Below are 21869 nucleotides of genomic sequence, written 5' to 3' on the forward strand. Positions count from 1 at the left end.
TATGTTTTTATGCAGAGCTACCGTAAAAAGTGAAAAACAGTCTGACAAATATCTTGCATATCATGACAGGATTGTTATATTTTTGAAAAGAAATGCGTGATATCCTAATATCATCAAAACAAAGCAAACAACCTTGTAAAAACATATTTCATCCCATCAAGATCCATGAAAGGAGATCAAAATGGAAACATTAAGCAAAGTATTTGAAGACAAATATAACAAAAATGTAAAAGATTGTACAAACGAGGAAATCTATCACGGACTTCTCTCCTGGACAAAGGAGCAGCTGAAGGGCCGCGGCTACCAGGAAGGAAAAAAGAAAATTTATTATATTTCCGCAGAGTTTCTTATCGGTAAGCTTCTTTCCAACAACCTGATCAATCTGGGCGTTTATGATGAAGTTGCGAAATATCTTAAAGAAAACGGAAAAGAGCTTTCCATGATCGAGGAGATCGAGCCGGAGCCATCTCTCGGAAACGGCGGACTTGGCCGTCTGGCAGCATGCTTCCTGGATTCCATTGCAACTCTGGGACTTCCGGGAGAAGGAATCGGACTTAATTATCACCTCGGACTTTTCAAACAGGAGTTTAAGGATCATCTTCAGTTTGAGACACCGAATCCTTGGATCCAGCCGGAGAGCTGGCTTACAGATGCAGGCGTTTCCTATTATGTCCCATTTAAGGGCTTTATGCTGAAATCCACACTGTATGATATTGATGTTGCAGGCTATGAGAACAAAGCGATCAAGCTTCGCCTTTTTGATATTGATATTGCAGATGAGAGCATTGTGGGCGAGGGAATCTCCTTTGATAAGAGGGATCTGCTCCACAACCTGACACTGTTCCTGTATCCGGATGATAGCGATGATGCAGGAAGAAAGCTTCGTATATATCAGCAGTACTTCATGGTAAGCAATGCGGCACAGCTGATCCTGGATGAGGCAACAGCAAAAGGCTGCAATCTTCATGACCTTGCCGATTACGCAGTGATCCAGATCAACGATACACATCCGAGTATGGTAATTCCGGAGCTTATCCGTCTCCTCACAGAGCGTGGAATCGAGTTCGAGGAGGCATGCGAGATCGTATCTCATGTATGCGCTTATACCAACCATACCATTCTTGCAGAGGCACTTGAGAAATGGCCGATCTCCTATCTTGAGGAGGTTGTTCCGCATCTGATGCCGATCATCCGCAAGCTGGACGAGCGTATCAAAGCAAAATATCCGCAGGAAAATCTTGCTATCATCGACAAGAATGACCTGGTACACATGGCACATATGGACATCCACTACGGATTTTCCATCAACGGTGTTGCATCCCTTCATACCGATATCCTGAAGGAGACAGAGCTTCATCAGTTCTATGAGATCTATCCGGAGAAATTCAATAACAAGACAAACGGAATTACCTTCCGCAGATGGCTCCTTCACTGCAACCATCCGCTGACAGAGTACATCACATCCATGATCGGTGACGGCTTCCGCAAGGATTCCTTTGAGCTTGACAAGATGCTTGGCTTCAAGGGAAATCAGGACGTTCTTGCAAATATCCTTAAGATCAAGCAGGATGCAAAGAAGAGATGTGCGGAGTTTATCAAAGCCAACACAGGTGAAGAGATCAACACACACAGTGTTTATGATATCCAGATCAAACGTCTTCATGAGTACAAACGTCAGCAGCTGAACGCACTTTACATCATTGACCGTTATCTGAAGATCAAAGCAGGCGAGAAGCCGCAGCGCCCGGTAACCTTTATCTTCGGTGCAAAGGCAGCTCCTGCATACGTTATCGCAAAGGATATTATCCACCTGCTTCTCTGCTTACAGGAGCTTATCAACAATGATCCGGAGGTTTCCCCGTACATGAAAGTTGTTATGGTGGAAAACTACAACGTAAGTGCAGCAGAGAAGCTGATCCCTGCCTGCGATATCTCCGAGCAGATCTCTCTTGCTTCCAAGGAGGCCAGCGGAACAGGAAACATGAAGTTCATGCTCAACGGTGCTGTAACACTGGGAACCATGGATGGTGCAAATGTGGAGATCAGCCAGCTGGTAGGCAAGGATAATATCTATATCTTCGGAGAGTCCAGTGAGCAGGTTATCGAACACTATGAAAAGGCTGACTACTGCTCCAGAGATTTTTATGAGAAAGACGAGCGCATCCGTCGTGCAGTAGACTTTATCGTAGGAAACGAGCTTCTTTCTATTGGAAGTGAGGAGCATTTAAGAAGACTGCATCATGAGATCGTAAGCAAAGACTGGTTCATGACTCTTCTTGACTTCGAGGATTATGCGAAGGTGAAAGATCAGGCACTGTCCGATTATGAGGACAGAACCGCATGGGCAGAGAAAATGCTTGTAAATATCGGAAAAGCAGGATACTTCTCTTCAGACAGAACCATCGAAGAGTACAACAGAGATATTTGGCATCTGACACCGGAGAAATAAAACGGTTTTAGGCAGATTGCTCCGACTCGGAAGAAAAATAGAAAAATAGAAAATAAAACACCGGCATTCATCGGAATATGTACTGGGGCTGAGATGTCAGAGATGATCTGGCAGCCTGGACAGGACATGTTACAGATGAATGGCCGGTGTTTTTTTGTGAAATTGGTTACGAAAAATTGTTTACGGAATCAGGCAAGCGATACTTCAGGCTTTTCCATGCTTAAATGCCATCATCATTTCCTTGGTAAGGCTGATATTATCTCCTTCATCCGGAATGTCTTCCCGGTCGAACCAGGAGGCCATGGAAAGCTCATCGTGGTCTACAGTCAGAGTGTCGTCGCCATCCAGATCACAGTAGAAGCCAAACAGAAGGGTTCCGGAGAAGGACCATGGCTGGCTCTTGTAGTAGCGGAGATTTTTGACCTTTACGCCGATCTCTTCCATAACTTCACGGTGGACAGTCTCCTCGATGGTCTCGCCAATCTCGGCAAAACCTGCGATCATGGCGTAGCGGGTGTGATTTCGGCCCTCATATTTGGAGAGGATCAGCTTGTCACCGTTGGTAACGCCTACGATCACAGCCGGAGAAAGCACCGGATATTCACCGTTTCCACAGGCAGGGCAGATCATCTTGCGCTCATGTTTATCATGTACCATCGGTTTGCCGCAGCAGCCGCAGAAACGGCGCTTGCTGTACCACTGAAAGAGCTGATATCCGGTGATTCCTGCGAAAGCCAGATACTGTGGCTCCGCTGTGCGGAGAACTCTTGTGATCTCAAACTGATAACCAGGAAGGAGACTGGTGTCAAGATCCGGGATCAGATAAAAATGCTCTTCGTCAATGGAGAAGAGATAGATATAATTCTCATAGAGATTTTCAACTTTTCCTTCCAGCTCTCCAAAGCTTGGAAGAGTCATAGTCTCGCCATCTTTTTTCATAAGGATCTTTCCTTCTTCATAGGCAAGGATGTGGCTTTCTTTATCCGGGGCCACAGGTTTGTACTCATTGTGATAGGTATGTGGTGCGATATCCTGGATCATGATCGATAATTCCTTTCCGAATTTATTGTTTTACAGTGTTTGCTGAGAAGTTTTGCCATATAAAATACAGCACGCTTTCTACAGTATAAGCTTACCTTGAGAAAAAGGCAACTCCAGCAATAACAAAAAAAGTTGTATGAGTCAGAAAATCAGTGTAAGATAAATGTATTATATTGTGCAGAAGATGTGAAAGGTCTGAAAATTTTTCTGCACAGAAGGAGAAGATCATGCCAATAACAGAAAAGCCGGGACTGACCCGGGATGCCATTAAATATCTGGCAATTTTTACCATGTTTCTGAATCATATCGCCAACGTGCTTCTGCCGGAAAACACGATTCTGTGGGAAGTGTTTATAGACATTGGTTACTTCACAGCCATTACCATGTGCTATTTTCTTGTGGAAGGTTTTTACTATACACATTCCAGGAGAAAATATGGCGAAAGACTTCTGATCTTTGCCGGAATCTCCCAGGTTCCCTATATGATGGCTTTTGGAAATTCACAGCTGAATATGATCTTTACTCTGTTTATCTGTTTTATGATCCTGGTTGTTCAGGAAAGGATGATGGCAAGTAAATGGAGAATTCCACTTCTGATCCTGCTCCTTTTACTATCCGTTTATTCGGACTGGGCAATCCTGGCACCGGTTTTTACCATCTGGTTCCATGAGAGCTGGGGGAACAGGAAGAGGATGATAACAGCGTACGGAGTCGGTGCTGCCCTTTTTGTGCTGTTTAACTACAGCTCCTACGTGGAAAAAATGGCAGCGGGACCGGCAATGCTCCATGCTCTGTTTTCGGCAGCAGGGATCGTGGCATCAGGAATCATCATCCTGTGCTTCTATAATGGCAAAAAATCCGAAAAAGCACCGAAGTTTTCCAAGTGGTTTTTCTATATTTTCTATCCGGCACATCTGCTGATCCTGAGCATAGTCCGTGTTATAGTACAGTAATAGATAAAATAAAATCTCTCCAATATTTATAACCGGATAGATTGCCGAAAATAAATTTCATATCCACATAAAACATAGTAATTCTGTAAGAAAACAGAAAAATAGCGAAAAAACTCTTGAAAACCCACAAATTATCTGCTATGCTAACTGACATGACAAAGGCGTCTGGAAATTGAGTTTCCAGGCGCTTTTTGCGTTGCAGAATAATTGAGGGAATTGAGGAGGAAATGAATGATGAATGCAGGAGATACCGGCTTTATGCTGATCTGTACAGCCTTTGTGTTCTTTATGACACCTGGGCTTGCGTTTTTCTACGGAGGACTGGTCCGCAGGAAAAATGTGGTAAATACCATGATGGCCTGTGGGGCGATCATGGGACTGTCCGTAGTTATGTGGACATTGTTTGGATATTCACTGGCATTTGGAGGAAATCATGGCGGGATCATCGGAGATTTTCGCTGGTTTGCGCTGAATGGCGTAGGCTGGGAGCCGGGACCTTATGCGGATACGATCCCGCATCTGGTATTTGTGGCGTTCCAGATGATGTTTGCCATGATCACACCGGCACTGATCACCGGTGCCGTGGTTGGAAGAATGCGTTTTAAGGCGCTGTTTTTCTTTATTGCGATCTGGTCTTTGATCGTGTATTATCCAATGGCACATATGGTCTGGGGAGACGGTGGATTTCTGGCAGCCATTGGCTCTGTGGACTTTGCAGGAGGAAATGTGGTACATATCAGTTCCGGTGTCAGTGCACTGGTTCTTGCCATTTATCTTGGACAGAGACGAGGCTATGCAAAAGCAACCTATCGCACACACAATATCCCATTTGTATTTCTCGGAGCAGCTATGCTGTGGTTCGGATGGTTCGGTTTTAATGCAGGAAGTGCGCTGAAGGCAGACGGCCTTGCGGCACATGCCTTTATGACTAGCAGTATTTCTTCTGCCTGCGCACTGCTGACCTGGATGCTGATCGAGGTGATCCGCGAGGGAAAACCGACACTGGTTGGTGCATCCACAGGTCTTGTTATCGGACTGGTAGCCATTACACCGGGAGCTGGTTTCGTACCGGTATGGGCATCCTTTATCATTGGGATCCTGGTAAGCCCGATCTGTTACTTTACTGTGATCCTTCTGAAACAGAAGCTGAAGATCGACGATGCCCTGGATGCTTTTGGCTGCCATGGTATCGGTGGTATCTGGGGAGGAATCGCAACAGGTCTCTTCGGAAAAACTTCCATTAACTCGGTTGCAAAATGGGATGGCCTTGTGTTTGGAGATCACCGTCTGTTCCTGGCGCAGGTATTGAGTATTGTGATCACCATTGCGGTTGCTATTGTGGGAACGCTGATCTGTATCGGGATCGTGCGGATCTTTACACCGCTTCGTGTAGATCCGAAGGAAGAGATGGTTGGTCTGGATGCGTCCCAGCATGGAGAGAATGCATATCCGTCATTTAATGGATTTGACTGATAAGAGTCCATTTCCTGTTAATGTGAATGATGGTGTTAAAGAGGAGATTATAGTATGTTGATTAAAATAGAAGCAATCGTAAGAGAAGAAAAAATGGAAGATGTCAAAGCAGCGTTAAATGAGATCCAGGTTAACGGTTTTACAGTAACCCAGATCATGGGCTGCGGAACACAGCGCGGCTATACAGAATATGTCCGTGGTTCCAAGATCGATGTATTTCTGAAACCGAAGATCAAGTTTGAAATCGTGGTATCATCGGAAGATTGGGAGATCAAAGTTATTGATGCTGTGCAGAAAGCAGCGTTTACCGGTGATCCAGGCGATGGAAAGATATTTAGCTATGAGATCCGTAACGCTGTTCGTATCCGTACAGGTGAGACCGGATACGATGCGCTGCAGTCGGAGTTCCTGTAAAATAATAAAGATATAAAAAAGATCCTTCTGGAAAAACTGAGATATTCAGATTTTCAGAAGGATTTTTTGCAGATAATTAACAATAGTCTTACTTTGATTTGATGCAAACTTCTGCAGTTACATATAAGATAGAAAGGTACACAATAGATCAGTTAGAAAGTAAAATTAAAACATACGGAAAAACTATGTCAAAAAAGAAATCAACGAAGATCAGAAAAGAGCAGGCTCAGGAGTTGAGTTCAGCAGAACCGGAACATCTTAAACTGGCGGCAGAAAAAACAGCAGCCATTGCAAGTTACATCAAGGATCCGGACTATCGTCTCCGCTGCAAGGCGGCTATAGATATTCTCATGGCGAAGCTTAAAATGATCAACGCAGAACTTTCCGGACAGAAAAAGCGTACTGTGATCAGTCAGATCACCAACCGGATAAAAAGTGCTGAAAGTATTTACGCTAAACTTCTGAAAAAAGGACTGGAACCGGATTTTGAGACTGCCAGAAAAAATCTGAAAGATCTCATCGGCATCCGTGTAGTCTGTCCGTTTGAGGATGAGCTTTACCAGGTTGCAGAATCCCTGGAAATGCAGAAGGATATCGAGATCGTCCGGATAAAGGATTACATTAAAAATCCAAAGAAAAACGGCTACAAAAGTCTTCATCTGATCGTGAAAGTACCTATCTACTCTGCGGAAGGTGAACAGAAAGAACTGGTGGAAATACAGCTTCGGACCATTGCGATGGATTACTGGTCTGTGTTAGAATATGAATTGTATTATAAAAAAAGAGACAATGCGGAAATTGAAACAGAATTAAAAAAATATGCAGAAGAAATTGCTAATCTGGATCACAGAATGCTGGGATTACGAAATAAAATCGAAAAAATCTGAGCAATCAGCGAATGCGAGATCAGAATGCCTGTTTTATGACAAACCTGTAAAATTACTGTATCAGAAAAGGAGAATATCCCGGTGTTGGAGAAATAAAAGATATTTACACATGAAATTATAAATTAGGATTTATAAAAAATAAAACGGAGAATTCCCGAAAGAAAAATTTAAGGAATTCTCCGTTTTATTATCTGACTGAGCAAACTATGAAGTTATTATTCAATATAGAGCTGTGCAACAAATGGGGCATAAGATATCCAACTGCTTTTTCTCTGCCATAGTTGCATTTCAACTGCAAAGATGACACTTTTCACAGGCGGACGGTGTGGCTGCACAACCGCCGAGAGCAGTTTCACGAAGCTCTGCAGGAAGCTTTTTGCCCACAGTATACATGGCATCGATCATCTCATCCAGCGGGATGAACTGGGGGATACCGGCCAGTGACATTTCGGCTGCGATTAGGGCATTGGAAACACCGGCTGCGTTACGGTTCTGGCAGGGATATTCTACCAGGCCGCCTACCGGGTCGCACACAAGTCCAAGCATGTTCATAAGAACCGTGGAAGCAGCATAAGTACACTGAAGAGGTGTACCGCCAAGAAGCTCCACAGCAGCGGAAGCAGCCATTGCAGAAGCGATTCCGACCTCAGCCTGACATCCGCCAACAGCACCGGCAACTGTTGCATTACGCATGGCAAGATAGCCGATCGCGCCTGCATTAAATAGTGCCTGGCGGATTTTTTTATCGGAAAAGCCGTAGACCTCCTGAAGTGCAAGCATCATTCCGGGAACGATCCCGGCACTGCCGGCAGTAGGAGAGGCAACGATAAGTCCCATGGAAGCGTTGGTCTCAAGGGTTGCCATAGCGTAGGTGATACCCTTTCCGAGAACATTTCCGCACAGGCTTTTTCCCAGGTCATGAAATTCGCAGAGCTTTCGGGCTTCACCGCCGATCAGTCCGCCCATAGATATCACCGGATCTTTGATGGGGGAAAAAGCAGCATCCTTCATGATCTCCAGAACACGGTCCATGCGCTGGTCCACGATTTCAGCAGTGGTTTCACCGAGAAGGATCTCACGCTGGCGCATTACTTCGGAAATCGGAAGCTTTTTTTTCTGGCAGAGAGCAAGAAGTTCCTTGGCATTTTTGAAATCCATAAAACACATCCTCCTTTTCCCTACATCTGAACAACCATGACATCATGGATGTTGGTGTTCCGGTGAATGCTTTCTACGATATCTTCCGGGAGATGACCGTCGGATTCCACGATCGTATAGGCTGTGGTTCCTTTGGATTCACGGAAGAGGCGCATGAAGGCAATGTTAATGTTACGTTCACTTAAGCATCTGGTGATGTAGGCCACAACACCGGGAGTATCCTGATGAATCACGATGATGGCACTGTATTCGCCGGTGAAATCCACTTTCACGTGGTTGATCTCCACAATACGGACCTTGCCGCCGCCCAGCGATTCCCCCCGGACTGTCATTTCCTGTCCCTGTTCATTGACCATATGGATATCTACAGTGTTGGGATGGACATCGGTTTCCGCTTCATTTGGAGTAAAGGAAAAGTCGATCCCCTGTTCCCTGGCAATATCAAAAGAATTCCGTATACGCATGTCATCTGTGGAAAAGCCCATGATCCCGCCAAGGAGGGCACGGTCTGTACCGTGTCCCTTGTATGTTCTGGCGAAGGAACCATAAAGGATGAATTCCACTTTTTTCAGGGGCGGCGTGATCATCTTCTGGGCAAGGAAAGCAATGCGTGCAGCCCCTGCGGTATGAGAACTGGAAGGACCGATCATGTTGGGACCCATAACGTCAAATACACTGATAAAAGACATTTTGCTTAATTCTCCTGTGGTGTTTTTACAATAAATTTCTTATAAATAGTGTCAACGATCACGCCGATAGCATTGTCACCGGATACATTGCAGGCTGTTCCAAAGGAATCCTGTGTGATATAAAGGGCAACCATGATCGCACAGATTGCACCGTCCGGATCACCGGCTTCAGCTCCGAATACCATGTAAAGGAATGGAAGGGCAGTCATGATGGAACCACCGGGAGCACCGGGAGATGCAACCATGGCAACACCGAGAGTCATGATGAACGGAACGATGATCCCAAGACTGATGGGCAGCTGGTTCATAAGGCAGACTGCAGTAGCACAGGCTGTGATGGTGATCATGGAACCGGCCATGTGGATGTTTGCACAGAGCGGTACTACGAAGTTGCGGATCTGCTCGCACACGCCGTCTTTTTTGGCACATTCCAGATTGACCGGGATGGTAGCTGCGGAAGACTGGGTTCCCAGAGCAGTTGTGTATCCCGGAATCTGATTTTTGATCAGAGTGAAAGGATTCTTTTTGCTGACAGTACCTGCGATCACAAACTGGATCGTAATGCAGATCAGGTGCATGATGATAACAACAAGGAATACCTTCCAGAGGATGCTTAAGATGGCAAAGGTTTTTCCGGAAATAGTCATATCTGTGAAGGTTCCGCAGATGTAAAGCGGAAGCAGCGGGATGATAATGGTATGAAGGACCTTGTCAATGATCTTGGAAAAGTCACTCATTCCGTTATAAAGGCTGTTTCCCATTTCTTTTCCACGCATGGAAGAGAGGCACAGTCCCATGACAAAGGCAAGAGCAACAGCAGAAAGAGTATCCATGACCGGCTCCAGTGTGATGGAGAAAAACGGTGTCAGGGATGCGTCTGCGGTAGCTGCGATCTGATCCAGTGCACCTTCACTCATAAAGTGCGGGAACAGGCTGGATGATACCAGATAGGATGCGGAACCTGCGATCAGAGTGGAGCCATAAGCCAGAGCCACTGTGATCAGGAGAAGCTTCCCTGCACCCTGTGAAAGATCCGCAATACCCATGGTCACATAGGCAAGGATCATCAGCGGGATGACGAATTTCAGAAAGGTACTGAAAAATCCGGAAAGGGTTACAACAAAGCGACAGAAGCCTTCCGGAAGGAACTGGCCGAACAGGATACCTACGATGATGGCAATGATCAGCTTCGGCACAAGTCCGATCTTGATTTTTTTCTTTTCCATTTGGATTCTTTCCTCCTAAGTATGAATTTATTCATTTTGCACAAAAATACGATTGACGTCCTCGTGATTGTATTGTAACATTGACATAAAAATAAGGCAAATTCACAGATTTCATCATCACGATGAAAAAATTTCATAGTAAAAGGGAGAAAATCATGGAAATCCGTCAGTTGGAGACGTTTGTACATGTAGCACAGCTTCAGAGCTTTTCCAGGGCAGCAGAGGTTCTGGGATACACCCAGTCAGCGATCACTGTCCAGATCCGTCTTCTGGAAAATGAGCTGGAAACAAGACTTTTTGACAGAACCGGAAAGCGTGTGGTGCTTACTCCGTCCGGAAAAGAGTTTATGGAGCATGCAAGCCGGATCTTATATGATGTAAATAAAGCAAAAAAGTCAATGAATGACGATGCGGAACTGAAAAATCCATTGCATATCGGGACTATTGAATCTCTCTGCACAGCAAAGCTTCCGGCTGTTCTCAGCAAATTTCGTGAGTTTCACCCGAAAGTAAATATGCAGGTGACTATTGATACACCGGAGCAGCTGATACGGATGATGGAGCATAACGGGCTGGATCTTATTTATATACTGGATACCCCAAGGTGGGACCAGAACTGGGTGAAGGTCATGGAGAAGGCGGAGCCGGTAGTATTTGTGGCCTCTGCAGATTCGGAGTTTGCGGGAAAGACGCTGAAGATGGAGGATATTCTGGAAGAGCCTTTTTTTCTCACGGAAAAGAATGCCAATTATCGGCAGGCCTTGGAGCAGCAGCTGGCGCTTAAGAAGCAGGCCCTGTCACCGGTACTGGAGATCAGCGATACCGCTTTCATCATCCGCATGCTGGAAAAGAACCACGGACTTTCCTTTCTTCCCTATCTGGCTGTGGAGCGGGATATCCGGAAAGGAAGAATTGCCCTTTTACATGTGGAAGATGTGGAGATATCCATGTACCGGCAGATCTTTTACCATAAGAACAAGTTTAAGACAAGAGAGATGGAGGAGTTTATCCGTCTGGCGGCGGAGTGAAAGTCAGAGCTTGTAAAAACAAATAAAATGTGGCACTATAAAAGAAAAAAACACAGGAGAGAAAAAATGAATCTTATTGAAGAAGCAAAAGCTCTTGGTTTTTCCGACGCAGCGGTCATAAGTACCGATCAGCTTGTATTTGTGCCGGAATACCGGGTTTTCTGCGAGGACAATCTTTGCGGGAATTATGATAAAAACCCGGCATGTCCACCACAGAGCGGCACTGTAGAGGAGATGAAAGAGCATGCGCTGAAATACGAAAAAACGCTGATACTCCAGACAATGCAGGATGGCCTTATGGACTACAAAAAGGCAAAACTTGCTCATAACAAACTGACAGAACAGCTGGCAGAGAAGATGAAAGAAGAGGGAATAACTGATCTTCTGATCATGAGTGCGGGACCTTATAAACATAATTCCTGCATGTCCGCTTACTGTGTGGATGCACAGAAAATGGCAGACGCTGCAGGAATGCTATGCTGGACCAGCGACGGAATGATCCGTTATTTTTCCCAGGTTCTTTTCCATGGGTAAGATGAAGGATTTTGTAAAGGAATATGGGAGAAATAGATGGAATTTTACGAATGCGAGTATCCGTTGACAGAAACAGAAAAAACGTGTAGAGTTTAAATAAATGTAATTACATAAAAAGAATCAGCAGGAGAAAAACCAGAATGGAAAAATCAACAGTTTATTTCACTGATTTTCGTTGTCCGGTGGGAACCAGCCAGCTGGACAAACTGAAAAAACTCTGTGTTGCCGCAGGAATCAAAGATATTGATATGGATGGAAAATTCGTAGCCATCAAGATGCATTTCGGAGAGCTTGGAAATATGGCATTCCTTCGTCCGAACTATGCAAGGGTAGTCGCAGATCTTTGTAAGGAGCAGGGCGGAATGCCGTTCCTGACAGATTGTAATACTCTTTATCCGGGAAGCAGAAAGAATGCACTGGAGCATCTGGACTGTGCAAATCTTAACGGATTTAACACGATCACAACCGGATGTCAGATCATCATCGGTGACGGAGTTCGAGGAACCGATGAAGTAGAAGTTCCGGTAGTAAACGGAGAATACTGCAAAACTGCCCTGATCGGACATGCTATCATGGACGCAGATATTTTTATCAGTCTCAGCCATTTCAAGGGACATGAGACAACCGGCTTTGGCGGTGCTCTGAAGAATATCGGTATGGGATGCGGAAGTCGTGCCGGAAAAATGCAGCAGCATGCCAGCGGAAAGCCGGCCATCCATGAAGATGTCTGTCGTGGTTGCCGCCGTTGTGCGAAAGAGTGCGGAAGTGATGCGATTACATATGTAAACAAGAAAGCAGTTATCGATTACGATAAATGCAAAGGCTGTGGCCGCTGTATCGGGGCCTGCAGTTATGATGCCGTATACAATCCGAATAGCAGTGCAAACGAGCTTCTTGATCGCAAGATGGCAGAGTATGCACAGGCTGTCTGTCACGGACGTCCCCATTTCCATATTGCACTGGTACAGGATATCAGCCCTAACTGTGACTGCCATGGTGAAAATGATGCGCCGATCCTTCCGGATATCGGAATGTTCGCAAGCTTTGACCCGGTTGCACTGGATCAGGCCTGTGCAGATGCCTGCCTGAATGCAACACCGATCGCCAACAGCCAGCTTGGAGAGCATCTGGCAGAGCCGGGATGGCACTGTCACCATGACCACTTTAAGGATTCCAATCCGAATATTGAGTGGAAGGCAACTCTGGATCAGGCAGAAAAGATCGGCCTGGGAATCAGGGAATATGAGCTGAAGATAATCAAATAAGCAACAGAAATCATAGAAAATCACGAAAGCACGCCTGTTACATGGCGTGCTTTTTGCGTAAATAAAGAAATATAAAATGAAAAAACGTAATAAGCGGAGCTAATGTGCAGGAAAACGTGCAGATCGTGTGTACAGAAACAGGCTGCATTCTGTGAGCAGAGAATATAGAGCAGGCCTGAAATCTTTTTCAGAGGAGGAAATTATGACAGGAATACAGAAAAAACAGCGTCTGCTGACTATGATATTCGGAGCTTTCGCAATCTTTTTTACCGGATATCCCCATGTATGGTCTATTTACCAGCCCTATGTGATGGAGCAGGCAGGCTGGAGCCAAGGACAGGCATCTATGTGCTTTTATCTGGCACTGAGCACCTTTGTATTCGGAAATATCGTAGGCGGAAGGATGCAGAACCGCTTTAAGGAAAAGACGATTGTATGGATCGGAGGCGGGACCTTTGCGGCAGGAATCCTGGCATCCACATTTCTGATCGTTCCTACACCGCTTCCTATGTATCTGTCCTATGGCGTGATGCAGGGATTTGGACAGGGAATGATCTACACGGTGATCCTGGCAACTGTGCAGAGATGGTTCCCGGACCGTACCGGATTTGCTTCCGGCGTTGTGGTAACTGCCAACGGACTTTGCGGATTTTTCCTGGCGCCGCTGAGTCGAAAGCTGCTGGAGGCAGAGGGCGTGCAGAAAACCTTTCTGATCATTGGGGCAGCCATCGCAGTTTCCTGGATCCTGTGCGGCATCTTTTTTCAGGCACCCGATAAGAGTCTGGTGAACGCAGGTGGCTCTGCGGCAAAGTCCGGAACATCGGAGATGAAGCAGTATACATCCGGAGAGATGATGCGTACAAGAAATTTTTATCTTCTTCTTGCGACCATGTTCTTTGGACTGATTTCTTATTTTATGGTTTCACCGGTATCCCAGACCTACCAGATCGACCTTGGGATCCCGTCTGCAGTGGCAGTCAGCGCCGTTATGCTTGGATCCATTGTCAATGCGGGAGCCAGACTGGTGCTTCCGACACTGGCAGATAAAGTGGGAAGGATCGTCTGCATCAAAGGAGTGCTGATCGTGGCAGTGATCGCTATGGGAGTTCTCGCTGTATCAAGATCCCTGGCAGTAACAGTTGCTGTTGTGCTGATGTACGGCTGCTACGGCGGCATCATGGGAAGCTTTCCGTCCCTGACAAGCTCTATTTTCGGAATGAAGCACACCGGGGAGAATTACGGATTTGTCATGTTCGGCATTGTATTTGCAACCTTTGGCGCACCGGCGATCTCCGGTCTGGTGAGCAGTAATGGCTATGAGCTGAACGCCTAGGTTGGAATCCCTGCGAAATTATCGGACACCGGGGTTACGGATGAGTATTTTGCGCAGATGACAGAGGATGCCATGAAAAGCGGAAACATTGCGGTAAATCCTCAGAAAACCGTTCAGGAGGATATCCTGGCACTGTACAGGGAAGCATTATGAGAGAGAAAGCGAAACAGAAGTGAATATTCACATTATTTAATTTTGAACGCAGATCGCAAAGCGATTGCGTTCATGAGCATATAAAGTAAATGTAATACAAACATGTTCAGACTGGTAGCATAATTGCGATCATGCTGCCTTTTTTGCTGCTTTCCAGTACTTTTACCTGTCCGTTATGCTGTCTGACAATTTCACTGACAAGTGCAAGCCCCAGGCCGGCACCTCCCATAGCGCGGCTTCTTGATTTGTCCACACGGAAAAACGGGGTGAAGATTTTTTCCTGATATTCAGGAGGAATGCCGATTCCGGTATCAGAGACTTCAAGAAAGGCGTAATTGACAGAGGTGGATGTATCTGTTATTTCTTCGGAAGGATGGATATTTACGGTTACTTTTCCACCGGAGTGATTGTATTTGATCGCATTTTCCACAAGATTGTACACAGCGCGATACAGCAGCAGATAGCTTCCGGTAATGATGCAGTCACCTTCCTGCTGGATCAGTTCAACTTCTTTCTGTTCCGCTATGGAAGCCAGGTCGCAGAAAACCTCATCCGTCAGTGCTGCCAGAGAGATCCTCTCGGAACGTTCAACAGTCTGTACACCGGTCATATCCAGGAGGATTTCAGCCAGATGGGAAAGTCGCCCGGTCTGCTCCTGGAGCATGGCAAAAATCTCCTGATAATCTTTTAAAGCAGGTGTTTCCCTGCGGGCAAAGACCTCCAGATTTGTCTGGATAACGGCAAGAGGAGTCCTAAGCTCATGGGCTGCATTGGCAGAAAACTGCTTCTGGGCAGTAAATGCCTCATCTAGGCGTGCGAGCATTTTGTTAAATGAAATGGTCAGGCGGGAAATCTCGTCATTGGTAGCAGGAACTTCAAGAGCCTCTGAAAGGTTCTGGACCTCTATTTTGTTTACCTCCTGGCTGAGTCTGCGCAGGGGAAGTAATGCCTGACGGCTGATAAAATAAGTGCAGATGCTGCTGAGAAGGATGATGATCCCTGTTACCATGAGTCCTTTGGTGAGAAAAAGTTTTTTGGTTAACTGCAGCTGATCGGAAAGCTCCGGAAATAAGACGGAGGGATTCATATTAAAGGTGATGGGAGCAGAATCTGGGTTATCGATCCGTATCATGTAATCTCCCAGATTCTCCATTCCGGCAACTGCAGACTGACTGATAAAAAAATACATCAGAATGCAGGTGACTGTCATAAGCAGCGCAGTGATCAGTGTCAGACGCCATTGAAGAGATAGCTTTCCGGTTATTTTTTTCATTGTATATCCTCCGTTAAAATGTAACCCTGGCCGATCTTATTCTGTATCGGATCAAAGCCGAGAGCAGTGCGCAGCTTTTTTCGAAGAGAAGAAATGTGGACACGAATGGAATTGCTGAGACTGTTGACGCTTCCGTCCCAGATATGCTCGATCATTTCTTCTGGGCTTATGATACGGTTCTGATGAAGAAGGAAATATTCCAGAAGAGAACTTTCCTTTCGGGTCAGAGAAAGAGGAAGTCCATCGATACTGGCCTTTCTTGTACGGGTATCAAAGCTGATACGTCCGCATTGCAGACATACATCCTGCTGGATAAATTTCCTTCGTGTCAGACTTCGGATCCGTGCCTCCAGCTCTTCAAAATGAAAAGGCTTTGTGAGATAGTCATTGGCACCGAGATCAAGCCCTTCAACCTTGTCCTGGATCTGTCCTCTGGCAGAGAGGATCAAAACGGGAGTGGAAGTATCGGATTCCCGAAACTGGCGCAGGATTTCCAGACCATCAACGCCTGGAAGGTTCAGATCAAGAAGGATGAGATCATAATTTTCCACCAGACATAATTCCAGTCCTTCATCCCCGTCAAAACATGTGTCCGCTTCATAGCCATCCATGCGAAGTCCCTCCGCAATAGACTGGCAGAGCTGCTTTTCATCTTCGATTATCAATATATGCATAATAAATTCTCCTAAAAAACAGTTGATTTTGCTTTGTTATCTATCATATCATGTATAGCATAAAATTCCTGTAAATTTTTTTATTTCTTAACAGAGATTTTATACAGGGGATGATATAGTAAGGCTACAGAGAACAAGATTTACATATAAAATATACGTCGGTTCCGGATATTATACGTCGGTTCCGGATATGGGCCGGTGATATCAGAAGGGAGAATATAAACAATGAAATTAAGAACACAGAAAATAACAGCACTTATGGCAGCAGCGGTATTAGGAATATCTGCATTTGGAAGCGTACCGGTAACGGCGGCAGAAAGCACGGAAACAGCAGATATCGGAGAGGCAATGGCGGTGGATGGAGAGGCAGTTTCATCAGATCTGGTAGCAGGTACATTTAAGCCTTCCGACGTAACCTGCAAGGCACAGGATTCTTATGAATATCCGTTTCTGGGACTGAAGCTTTCACTTTCGAAGGAGCTGTTAAAGCAGATCAAGGACCAGAGCATTGCAATGCTTACCACGGAAGATTTTGAGAATCAGACCAATGCAGTGACATATGCCTACGTAAGCTGGAGCAAAATGACAGAGGAACAGAAAAATGCCGAAATACAGAAGATGGGAACCGGATATGACGACTGGGTGGCAGGTCTGGACAGAATTGGTACAATTGGCGTTTATGACGAAGCTTCACAGAAAAAGCTGGATGAGATCACAGGCTGTACAGAGCATAAAGAGCTTGGAAGCAGCAGTGACGGGAAATACAAATATTATCTGAGCACCAACAAAGATGCAGATGAAAAGCTGACAAAGGAGCTGGAAAAGATCAAAACCGACATTACGGAAATGACACCGTATCAGAATATTTCCGTGTTTGACCAGCCACAGGATACCAGCGTCAACCCGGAGGATGTAAAATCTGTAGGAAAATTTGAAACAACAGGAATAGATGGAAAAACATATACAGAAAAAGTATTCAGTGACTATGACCTGACGCTGGTAAATGTTTTTACAACCTGGTGTTCACCATGTGTAAAAGAAATTCCGGAACTTCAGGAGCTTTATAAAGAAATGAAAGAGAAAGGTGTCGGAGTAGCAGGCGTGGTGCTTGATACTACAGATGAAAAGGGAAATCAGGACGAGGAGGCTGTAAAAAAAGCAGGCATTCTTCAGGAAAAAACAAAAGCAAAATATCCGTTCCTGATACCGGATACTACTATGATGAACGGCCGTCTGCAGGGGATTTCCGCATTTCCTGAAACATTTTTTGTTGACAAAGATGGAAACATTGTAGGCGATACCTATACAGGAAGCCATACACTGGACGAATGGAAGGAAATCGTGGAAAAAGAGTTTAAAAACGTTTCAAAGTAAAAGATGATCATTATGGAGAGTAGAAAAATGATTCGGAAAATAACAGAATCCAGGTGGATCGGACCTGCTCTGGCGGTTTTGGGAATTTTACTGATGATACTGGGAATCTGCAGGGGCGAGGTGTCTGTAGTTTTTACAAAAGCGATCAACATCTGTATGGAGTGTATTGGCATTGGATAATAAGAAGATGAAAATAAATGAATGGCCGCGGCATGGGATCCAGGCATTGTGGGCGGCCCTTACAAACAGTCACATATCAGGCTTTGTGACTGGAAAGATCTATACCGGAAAACTGAAAAATGTCTGTGTTCCGGGGCTGAACTGTTATTCCTGCCCCGGGGCAAGAGGGGCCTGTCCCATTGGTTCCCTTCAGGCTGTGATCGGAAGCTGGAACTTCAAGATGGCATATTATGTAGCTGGATTTCTGATCTTTGTAGGAGCGTTGCTTGGAAGACTGGTGTGCGGATTTCTCTGCCCCTTTGGACTGATCCAGGATCTGTTGAACAAGATTCCTTTTCCAAAGAAGATCCGGACATTTCGGGGAGATAAGCTTCTGCGAAAACTGAAATATGTGATCTTTCTTGTATTTGTGATCATACTTCCCATGTTTGTAGTAGATATCATGGGCCAGGGAGCACCATATTTCTGCAAGCTGATCTGCCCGGCAGGAACACTGGAAGGAGGTATCCCTCTGGTGCTGCTGAACAAATCCATGCGAAGTGCAGTAGGCTGGCTGTACATGTGGAAAAATACAATCCTGGTGATCACTATTATCTTATCAATTATGATATACCGGCCATTCTGTAAGTATATCTGTCCGCTGGGAGCTTTTTATTCGGTATTTAATAAAGTTTCCGTTTTTCGTTACAGAGTAGATAAAGAAAAATGTGTTCACTGCGGAAAATGCAGAAATATCTGCCAGATGGAGGTCGATCCGACGGAAAATCCCAACAGTGCAGAGTGCATCCGATGTGGAAGATGTAAAAAGATATGTCCGACACAGGCAATCCGGTGTGGGTTTGCAGGCAAACCCTGATACAGAAAAATACGAAAACGGTACAGCTTATAAAATATAAGGTGTACCGTTTTTTGCAGAAAACTACTTTTCCATATTATCTATCAGTAACATATTCAGCTGTTCCCAGCGCTTCAGATCTTTTTTTGTAAAAAGCAGCTGGTGGCGGAACGCTTCGGTAAGCTCCTGTGGTTTTAAAGTGATCACACATTTGAATGCGCAGGGCATCAGATCCGCACTGGAAATCCCACACAAAAGTCCTGTTGTAAAATCTCGAAGCTCCAGAGGATTAAAAATGTACAGGAGATCTTCTTCCAGTGGGTTATACTGATTTACAAAGGAAAAACGGATCAGCATATCACTGTAAAGAACTTTTCCGGTGTAAAAAATCTCACTGCTTCTTCCGTTGGCAGAAACAGAACAGATCGTTAAGGTTGCTTCGTATTTTCCGGATTCGCCTTTTTTTTCATAAATATCGATGACGCCATCCTTCGTACGCTGATAGCGTCCATCGTAAAAGTAAAAATATAGCCTCTGTGCCTGAAAAAATGGGCTTTTTTGTCCTTTTCCCGGTGCATTGGACGGTTTACTGGCTGTTTCAGGAAGACCAGTGGTAAGCTGGGACATAGATACCTGGAGAATCTGGCTGATCTCATATAAAGTTTCGATATCAACGGAGATATCTCCATTTTCATATTTGCATACGGTAGCTCGACTTTTATGGATGGCATCTGCCAGATCCTGCAGAGTCATCTTTCCGGCTTTTCGGTATTTTCTTATTTGTTCACCTACATAACAGGTAAAATTACTCATTTTGTTTCCTCATACTATCTATTTTTCTTATTAATTTATATTGTATACGATTATATCGGAAAAACCGGTATTTTGTAAAGTAGTAAGAAACTTTTTTAGAATAAAATTTCGTAAAAAGAAACTTCTGCCATTTGCACTTATCTTTATTTAAGGTAAGATATGGCTGTTAGGCTGAAGGTTTCAGCCTATATCAAATATATACTTGAAGAGGGGAAATTGAAATGAAAGAAAAAGGAAGTAGCTTTTCCGGCTCAATAGGCTTTGTCCTGGCGGCAGCCGGAAGTGCAGTAGGAGTTGGAAATATCTGGAGATTTCCATATCTCTGTGCCAAAGATGGCGGAGGACTTTTCCTGCTGGTTTATCTGGTACTGGTACTGACTTTTGGATTTGTACTGTTGACAACGGATGTAGCACTTGGGAGAAAGACAAAGAAAAATGCATTGAGGGCTTTTGAATCTCTTGATCCAAAGTGGAAATTTTTAGGACATTTAACGTTTATGGTTCCGGCATTGATCATGACCTATTATTCTGTTATCGGTGGATGGATTGTAAAATATTTTTTTACTTATATTATTTCTGATGGGAAAGATGCGGCTTCAGATGTATACTTTACATCATTTATTACATCAGATATTGCACCTGTTGTATTTATGCTGATCTTTCTGGCACTGACTGCCTGGATCGTATTTCGTGGTGTGGAAAAGGGAATCGAAAAGTTTTCCAGGATCATTATGCCGGGGCTGATTCTTCTGATTGTGATCATTGCGATTTTTTCACTGACACTGTCCCATACTGATACGGATGGAACTGTCCGCACCGGTATGCAGGGGCTGGCTGTTTATCTCAAACCGGATTTTCATGGACTGACGGTAAAACGTTTCCTGGAGATCCTTCTGGATGCGATGAGCCAGTTATTCTTTTCCTTAAGTGTATCTATGGGAATCATGATCACTTATGGTTCTTATGTGAAAAATGAAGTTAATTTAAATAAAGCAACAAATCAGATTGAGATCTTTGATACCGGCGTTGCATTTCTTGCAGGAATGATGATCATACCGGCTGTTTTTGTATTTCTCGGAAAGGATGGAATGGCTTCCGGCCCAAGTCTGATATTTATCTCACTGCCAAAGGTTTTTGATGCCATGGGAGTATTTGGCCGTCCGGTGGCAATTGCATTTTTCCTGATGATGGGATTTGCGGCACTGACTTCCTGCGTGTCTGTCATGGAGACACTGGTTGCAAACTGCATGGAACTCTATCACAAACCCCGTAAGAAAATGTGTGGTGCTGTCGGAATCTATTCTCTTGTTACAGCAGTGCTGATCTGCCTTGGTTATAACAAACTGTATTTTGAACTTAAACTGCCAAATGGTTCCGTTGGACAGCTGCTGGATGTGATGGATTATATCAGCAACAGTTTTCTGATGCCGTTTATCTCACTTTTGACAAGTATTCTGATCGGCTGGGTGATCGGCCCTGACTGGATCATAGGAGAAGTGGAACGAAATGGGGAACACTTCAAACGGGCAGGATTATATCGCTTTATGATCCGTTATGTAGTGCCGGTTGTAATGCTGATATTATTCCTGGTATCTACAGGATTTGCAGATTTGATTTCATAAATGTGGTAATATGTTTATGGCGTCTGGACAGTCGCATTAACGGATGACCAGTACAAGATACGATTAAATAACAGAGGATTTGATGAAAAAAGATATGTACGAATGTTGGAGAGAAAACTAATACATAGAACGGAAATGATTCAGAAAATTAGACTTAGCTCACTTTAAAAGTGAAAAAATAATTTGATAATTTCTTGACAAGTACTAATAAATATGTTAGTATTCAATCATCAAATTAATAAAGTCTTCGGTGACTGACGGAGTTGTGGGATAACCACGAGGGAGCCGGAGATTCGATGAGTCGACCGTCTGGGCAGTATTTGAAAAACTTCAGATACTGCTCTTTTTTATGGGATAAAAGATGCAGACGGTTGCAGCGGAGAAAGGAGAACATTATGGGATTTAAAAGTGACATCGAGATTGCACAGGAGTGCACAATGGAGCCAATTACCAAGATTGCAGAGAAAGCAGGTATTGATGACAAATATCTGGAGC

General features: G+C 44.6%; 20 protein-coding genes and 1 riboswitch. Of the genes, 13 read left to right on the top strand and 7 right to left on the bottom strand.

Annotated elements, in window-relative coordinates:
* Positions 1 to 181: 181 nt before the first annotated feature.
* Entirely contained in the window at positions 182 to 2449 is a 2268-nt protein-coding gene (locus AB5026_RS01935; protein WP_288245271.1) for a glycogen/starch/alpha-glucan family phosphorylase, read from the top strand.
* 204 nt (positions 2450 to 2653) lie between these two features.
* Here AB5026_RS01935 and nudC read toward each other — a convergent pair whose 3' ends face one another.
* The gene (gene nudC, locus AB5026_RS01940; protein WP_227588598.1) at positions 2654 to 3490 is read right to left on the bottom strand and encodes an NAD(+) diphosphatase; all 837 of its coding nucleotides are present in this window, start codon (positions 3488 to 3490) and stop codon (positions 2654 to 2656) included.
* 227 nt (positions 3491 to 3717) lie between these two features.
* Here nudC and AB5026_RS01945 point away from each other — a divergent pair, with 227 nt between their 5' ends.
* The 4 genes from AB5026_RS01945 (at position 3718) to AB5026_RS01960 (ending at position 7217) form a co-directional block, all read left to right on the top strand.
* Positions 3718 to 4443: a TraX family protein gene (locus AB5026_RS01945; RefSeq protein WP_227588599.1), complete on the top strand. Its 726-nt coding sequence runs from the start codon at positions 3718 to 3720 to the stop codon at positions 4441 to 4443.
* A 234-nt stretch (positions 4444 to 4677) separates the two neighbouring features.
* Positions 4678 to 5916: an ammonium transporter gene (locus tag AB5026_RS01950; protein WP_092068756.1), complete on the top strand. Its 1239-nt coding sequence runs from the start codon at positions 4678 to 4680 to the stop codon at positions 5914 to 5916.
* 54 nt (positions 5917 to 5970) lie between these two features.
* Positions 5971 to 6330 (top strand): P-II family nitrogen regulator, encoded by a 360-nt coding sequence (locus AB5026_RS01955; RefSeq protein WP_015527276.1) that lies wholly within the window; start codon positions 5971 to 5973, stop codon positions 6328 to 6330.
* 185 nt (positions 6331 to 6515) lie between these two features.
* Positions 6516 to 7217, top strand: coding sequence for a GTP pyrophosphokinase family protein (locus AB5026_RS01960; RefSeq protein ID WP_195274263.1), 702 nt, complete (start codon positions 6516 to 6518; stop codon positions 7215 to 7217).
* A gap of 288 nt (positions 7218 to 7505) precedes the next feature.
* On the opposite strand, the gene sdaAA is transcribed toward AB5026_RS01960, so the two are convergent.
* From sdaAA to AB5026_RS01975, 3 genes are read right to left on the bottom strand one after another with little or no spacing between them, the layout of a single operon-like run.
* Complete coding sequence (sdaAA, locus tag AB5026_RS01965; RefSeq protein ID WP_118608404.1) at positions 7506 to 8375, bottom strand: L-serine ammonia-lyase, iron-sulfur-dependent, subunit alpha; 870 nt, start codon at positions 8373 to 8375, stop codon at positions 7506 to 7508.
* Positions 8376 to 8395: 20 nt separating this feature from the next.
* Complete coding sequence (gene sdaAB, locus AB5026_RS01970) at positions 8396 to 9064, bottom strand: L-serine ammonia-lyase, iron-sulfur-dependent subunit beta (protein ID WP_015527273.1); 669 nt, start codon at positions 9062 to 9064, stop codon at positions 8396 to 8398.
* Between the two features lie 5 nt (positions 9065 to 9069).
* Positions 9070 to 10290 carry a dicarboxylate/amino acid:cation symporter gene (locus AB5026_RS01975; protein ID WP_118608403.1) on the bottom strand — a complete coding sequence of 407 codons (1221 nt, stop codon included), beginning with the start codon at positions 10288 to 10290 and terminating at the stop codon, positions 9070 to 9072.
* A 155-nt stretch (positions 10291 to 10445) separates the two neighbouring features.
* Between AB5026_RS01975 and AB5026_RS01980 the strand changes: the two genes are divergently transcribed.
* From AB5026_RS01980 to AB5026_RS01995, 4 genes are all read left to right on the top strand, one after another.
* The gene (locus AB5026_RS01980) at positions 10446 to 11318 is read left to right on the top strand and encodes a LysR family transcriptional regulator (RefSeq protein WP_144092498.1); all 873 of its coding nucleotides are present in this window, start codon (positions 10446 to 10448) and stop codon (positions 11316 to 11318) included.
* Positions 11319 to 11384: 66 nt separating this feature from the next.
* A complete protein-coding gene (locus tag AB5026_RS01985) occupies positions 11385 to 11852 on the top strand; it encodes a DUF2284 domain-containing protein (RefSeq protein WP_015527271.1) in 468 nt (155 codons plus the stop codon).
* A gap of 140 nt (positions 11853 to 11992) precedes the next feature.
* Positions 11993 to 13117, top strand: coding sequence for a DUF362 domain-containing protein (locus AB5026_RS01990; RefSeq protein WP_368212642.1), 1125 nt, complete (start codon positions 11993 to 11995; stop codon positions 13115 to 13117).
* 202 nt (positions 13118 to 13319) lie between these two features.
* Positions 13320 to 14450 carry an MFS transporter gene (locus tag AB5026_RS01995; protein ID WP_368212644.1) on the top strand — a complete coding sequence of 377 codons (1131 nt, stop codon included), beginning with the start codon at positions 13320 to 13322 and terminating at the stop codon, positions 14448 to 14450.
* A 259-nt stretch (positions 14451 to 14709) separates the two neighbouring features.
* On the opposite strand, the gene AB5026_RS02000 is transcribed toward AB5026_RS01995, so the two are convergent.
* Together AB5026_RS02000 and AB5026_RS02005 are read right to left on the bottom strand one after the other, a co-directional pair.
* Positions 14710 to 15876, bottom strand: coding sequence for a sensor histidine kinase (locus AB5026_RS02000; protein ID WP_368212646.1), 1167 nt, complete (start codon positions 15874 to 15876; stop codon positions 14710 to 14712).
* Positions 15873 to 16550 carry a response regulator transcription factor gene (locus tag AB5026_RS02005; protein WP_015527267.1) on the bottom strand — a complete coding sequence of 226 codons (678 nt, stop codon included), beginning with the start codon at positions 16548 to 16550 and terminating at the stop codon, positions 15873 to 15875. The genes AB5026_RS02000 and AB5026_RS02005 overlap by 4 nt, the downstream gene beginning before the upstream one ends.
* Before the next feature lie 225 nt (positions 16551 to 16775).
* Between AB5026_RS02005 and AB5026_RS02010 the strand changes: the two genes are divergently transcribed.
* The 3 genes from AB5026_RS02010 to AB5026_RS02020 are packed head-to-tail and all read left to right on the top strand — an operon-like array spanning position 16776 to position 18960.
* Positions 16776 to 17924 (top strand): TlpA disulfide reductase family protein, encoded by a 1149-nt coding sequence (locus AB5026_RS02010; protein ID WP_173740955.1) that lies wholly within the window; start codon positions 16776 to 16778, stop codon positions 17922 to 17924.
* 27 nt (positions 17925 to 17951) lie between these two features.
* On the top strand, positions 17952 to 18104 hold the full coding sequence (locus AB5026_RS02015; RefSeq protein WP_092068499.1) for a CD1871A family CXXC motif-containing protein: 153 nt from the start codon (positions 17952 to 17954) through the stop codon (positions 18102 to 18104).
* A gap of 7 nt (positions 18105 to 18111) precedes the next feature.
* Positions 18112 to 18960, top strand: a complete 849-nt coding sequence (locus AB5026_RS02020; protein ID WP_118753032.1) for a 4Fe-4S binding protein — start codon at positions 18112 to 18114, stop codon at positions 18958 to 18960.
* A gap of 63 nt (positions 18961 to 19023) precedes the next feature.
* On the opposite strand, the gene AB5026_RS02025 is transcribed toward AB5026_RS02020, so the two are convergent.
* Entirely contained in the window at positions 19024 to 19752 is a 729-nt protein-coding gene (locus AB5026_RS02025; protein ID WP_021652982.1) for a helix-turn-helix domain-containing protein, read from the bottom strand.
* A gap of 221 nt (positions 19753 to 19973) precedes the next feature.
* On the opposite strand from AB5026_RS02025, the gene AB5026_RS02030 reads away from it, so the two are divergent.
* Entirely contained in the window at positions 19974 to 21374 is a 1401-nt protein-coding gene (locus tag AB5026_RS02030) for a sodium-dependent transporter (protein ID WP_021652983.1), read from the top strand.
* 240 nt (positions 21375 to 21614) lie between these two features.
* Positions 21615 to 21696, top strand: a riboswitch (ZMP/ZTP riboswitch).
* Positions 21697 to 21869 lie beyond the last annotated feature (173 nt).

Source organism: Blautia sp. RTP21359st1_E11_RTP21359_211015 (assembly GCF_040910705.1).
Taxonomy (GTDB): domain Bacteria; phylum Bacillota; class Clostridia; order Lachnospirales; family Lachnospiraceae; genus Blautia_A; species Blautia_A fusiformis.

What these genes read in the sequence shown, in the direction of transcription:
- AB5026_RS01935 (WP_288245271.1), top strand. Translation starts at nt 182, where the DNA reads ATGGAAACATTAAGCAAAGTATTTGAAGACAAATATAACAAAAATGTA.
- nudC (WP_227588598.1), bottom strand. Translation starts at nt 3,490, where the DNA reads ATGATCCAGGATATCGCACCACATACCTATCACAATGAGTACAAACCT.
- AB5026_RS01945 (WP_227588599.1), top strand. Translation starts at nt 3,718, where the DNA reads ATGCCAATAACAGAAAAGCCGGGACTGACCCGGGATGCCATTAAATAT.
- AB5026_RS01950 (WP_092068756.1), top strand. Translation starts at nt 4,678, where the DNA reads ATGAATGCAGGAGATACCGGCTTTATGCTGATCTGTACAGCCTTTGTG.
- AB5026_RS01955 (WP_015527276.1), top strand. Translation starts at nt 5,971, where the DNA reads ATGTTGATTAAAATAGAAGCAATCGTAAGAGAAGAAAAAATGGAAGAT.
- AB5026_RS01960 (WP_195274263.1), top strand. Translation starts at nt 6,516, where the DNA reads ATGTCAAAAAAGAAATCAACGAAGATCAGAAAAGAGCAGGCTCAGGAG.
- sdaAA (WP_118608404.1), bottom strand. Translation starts at nt 8,375, where the DNA reads ATGGATTTCAAAAATGCCAAGGAACTTCTTGCTCTCTGCCAGAAAAAA.
- sdaAB (WP_015527273.1), bottom strand. Translation starts at nt 9,064, where the DNA reads ATGTCTTTTATCAGTGTATTTGACGTTATGGGTCCCAACATGATCGGT.
- AB5026_RS01975 (WP_118608403.1), bottom strand. Translation starts at nt 10,290, where the DNA reads ATGGAAAAGAAAAAAATCAAGATCGGACTTGTGCCGAAGCTGATCATT.
- AB5026_RS01980 (WP_144092498.1), top strand. Translation starts at nt 10,446, where the DNA reads ATGGAAATCCGTCAGTTGGAGACGTTTGTACATGTAGCACAGCTTCAG.
- AB5026_RS01985 (WP_015527271.1), top strand. Translation starts at nt 11,385, where the DNA reads ATGAATCTTATTGAAGAAGCAAAAGCTCTTGGTTTTTCCGACGCAGCG.
- AB5026_RS01990 (WP_368212642.1), top strand. Translation starts at nt 11,993, where the DNA reads ATGGAAAAATCAACAGTTTATTTCACTGATTTTCGTTGTCCGGTGGGA.
- AB5026_RS01995 (WP_368212644.1), top strand. Translation starts at nt 13,320, where the DNA reads ATGACAGGAATACAGAAAAAACAGCGTCTGCTGACTATGATATTCGGA.
- AB5026_RS02000 (WP_368212646.1), bottom strand. Translation starts at nt 15,876, where the DNA reads ATGAAAAAAATAACCGGAAAGCTATCTCTTCAATGGCGTCTGACACTG.
- AB5026_RS02005 (WP_015527267.1), bottom strand. Translation starts at nt 16,550, where the DNA reads ATGCATATATTGATAATCGAAGATGAAAAGCAGCTCTGCCAGTCTATT.
- AB5026_RS02010 (WP_173740955.1), top strand. Translation starts at nt 16,776, where the DNA reads ATGAAATTAAGAACACAGAAAATAACAGCACTTATGGCAGCAGCGGTA.
- AB5026_RS02015 (WP_092068499.1), top strand. Translation starts at nt 17,952, where the DNA reads ATGATTCGGAAAATAACAGAATCCAGGTGGATCGGACCTGCTCTGGCG.
- AB5026_RS02020 (WP_118753032.1), top strand. Translation starts at nt 18,112, where the DNA reads ATGAAAATAAATGAATGGCCGCGGCATGGGATCCAGGCATTGTGGGCG.
- AB5026_RS02025 (WP_021652982.1), bottom strand. Translation starts at nt 19,752, where the DNA reads ATGAGTAATTTTACCTGTTATGTAGGTGAACAAATAAGAAAATACCGA.
- AB5026_RS02030 (WP_021652983.1), top strand. Translation starts at nt 19,974, where the DNA reads ATGAAAGAAAAAGGAAGTAGCTTTTCCGGCTCAATAGGCTTTGTCCTG.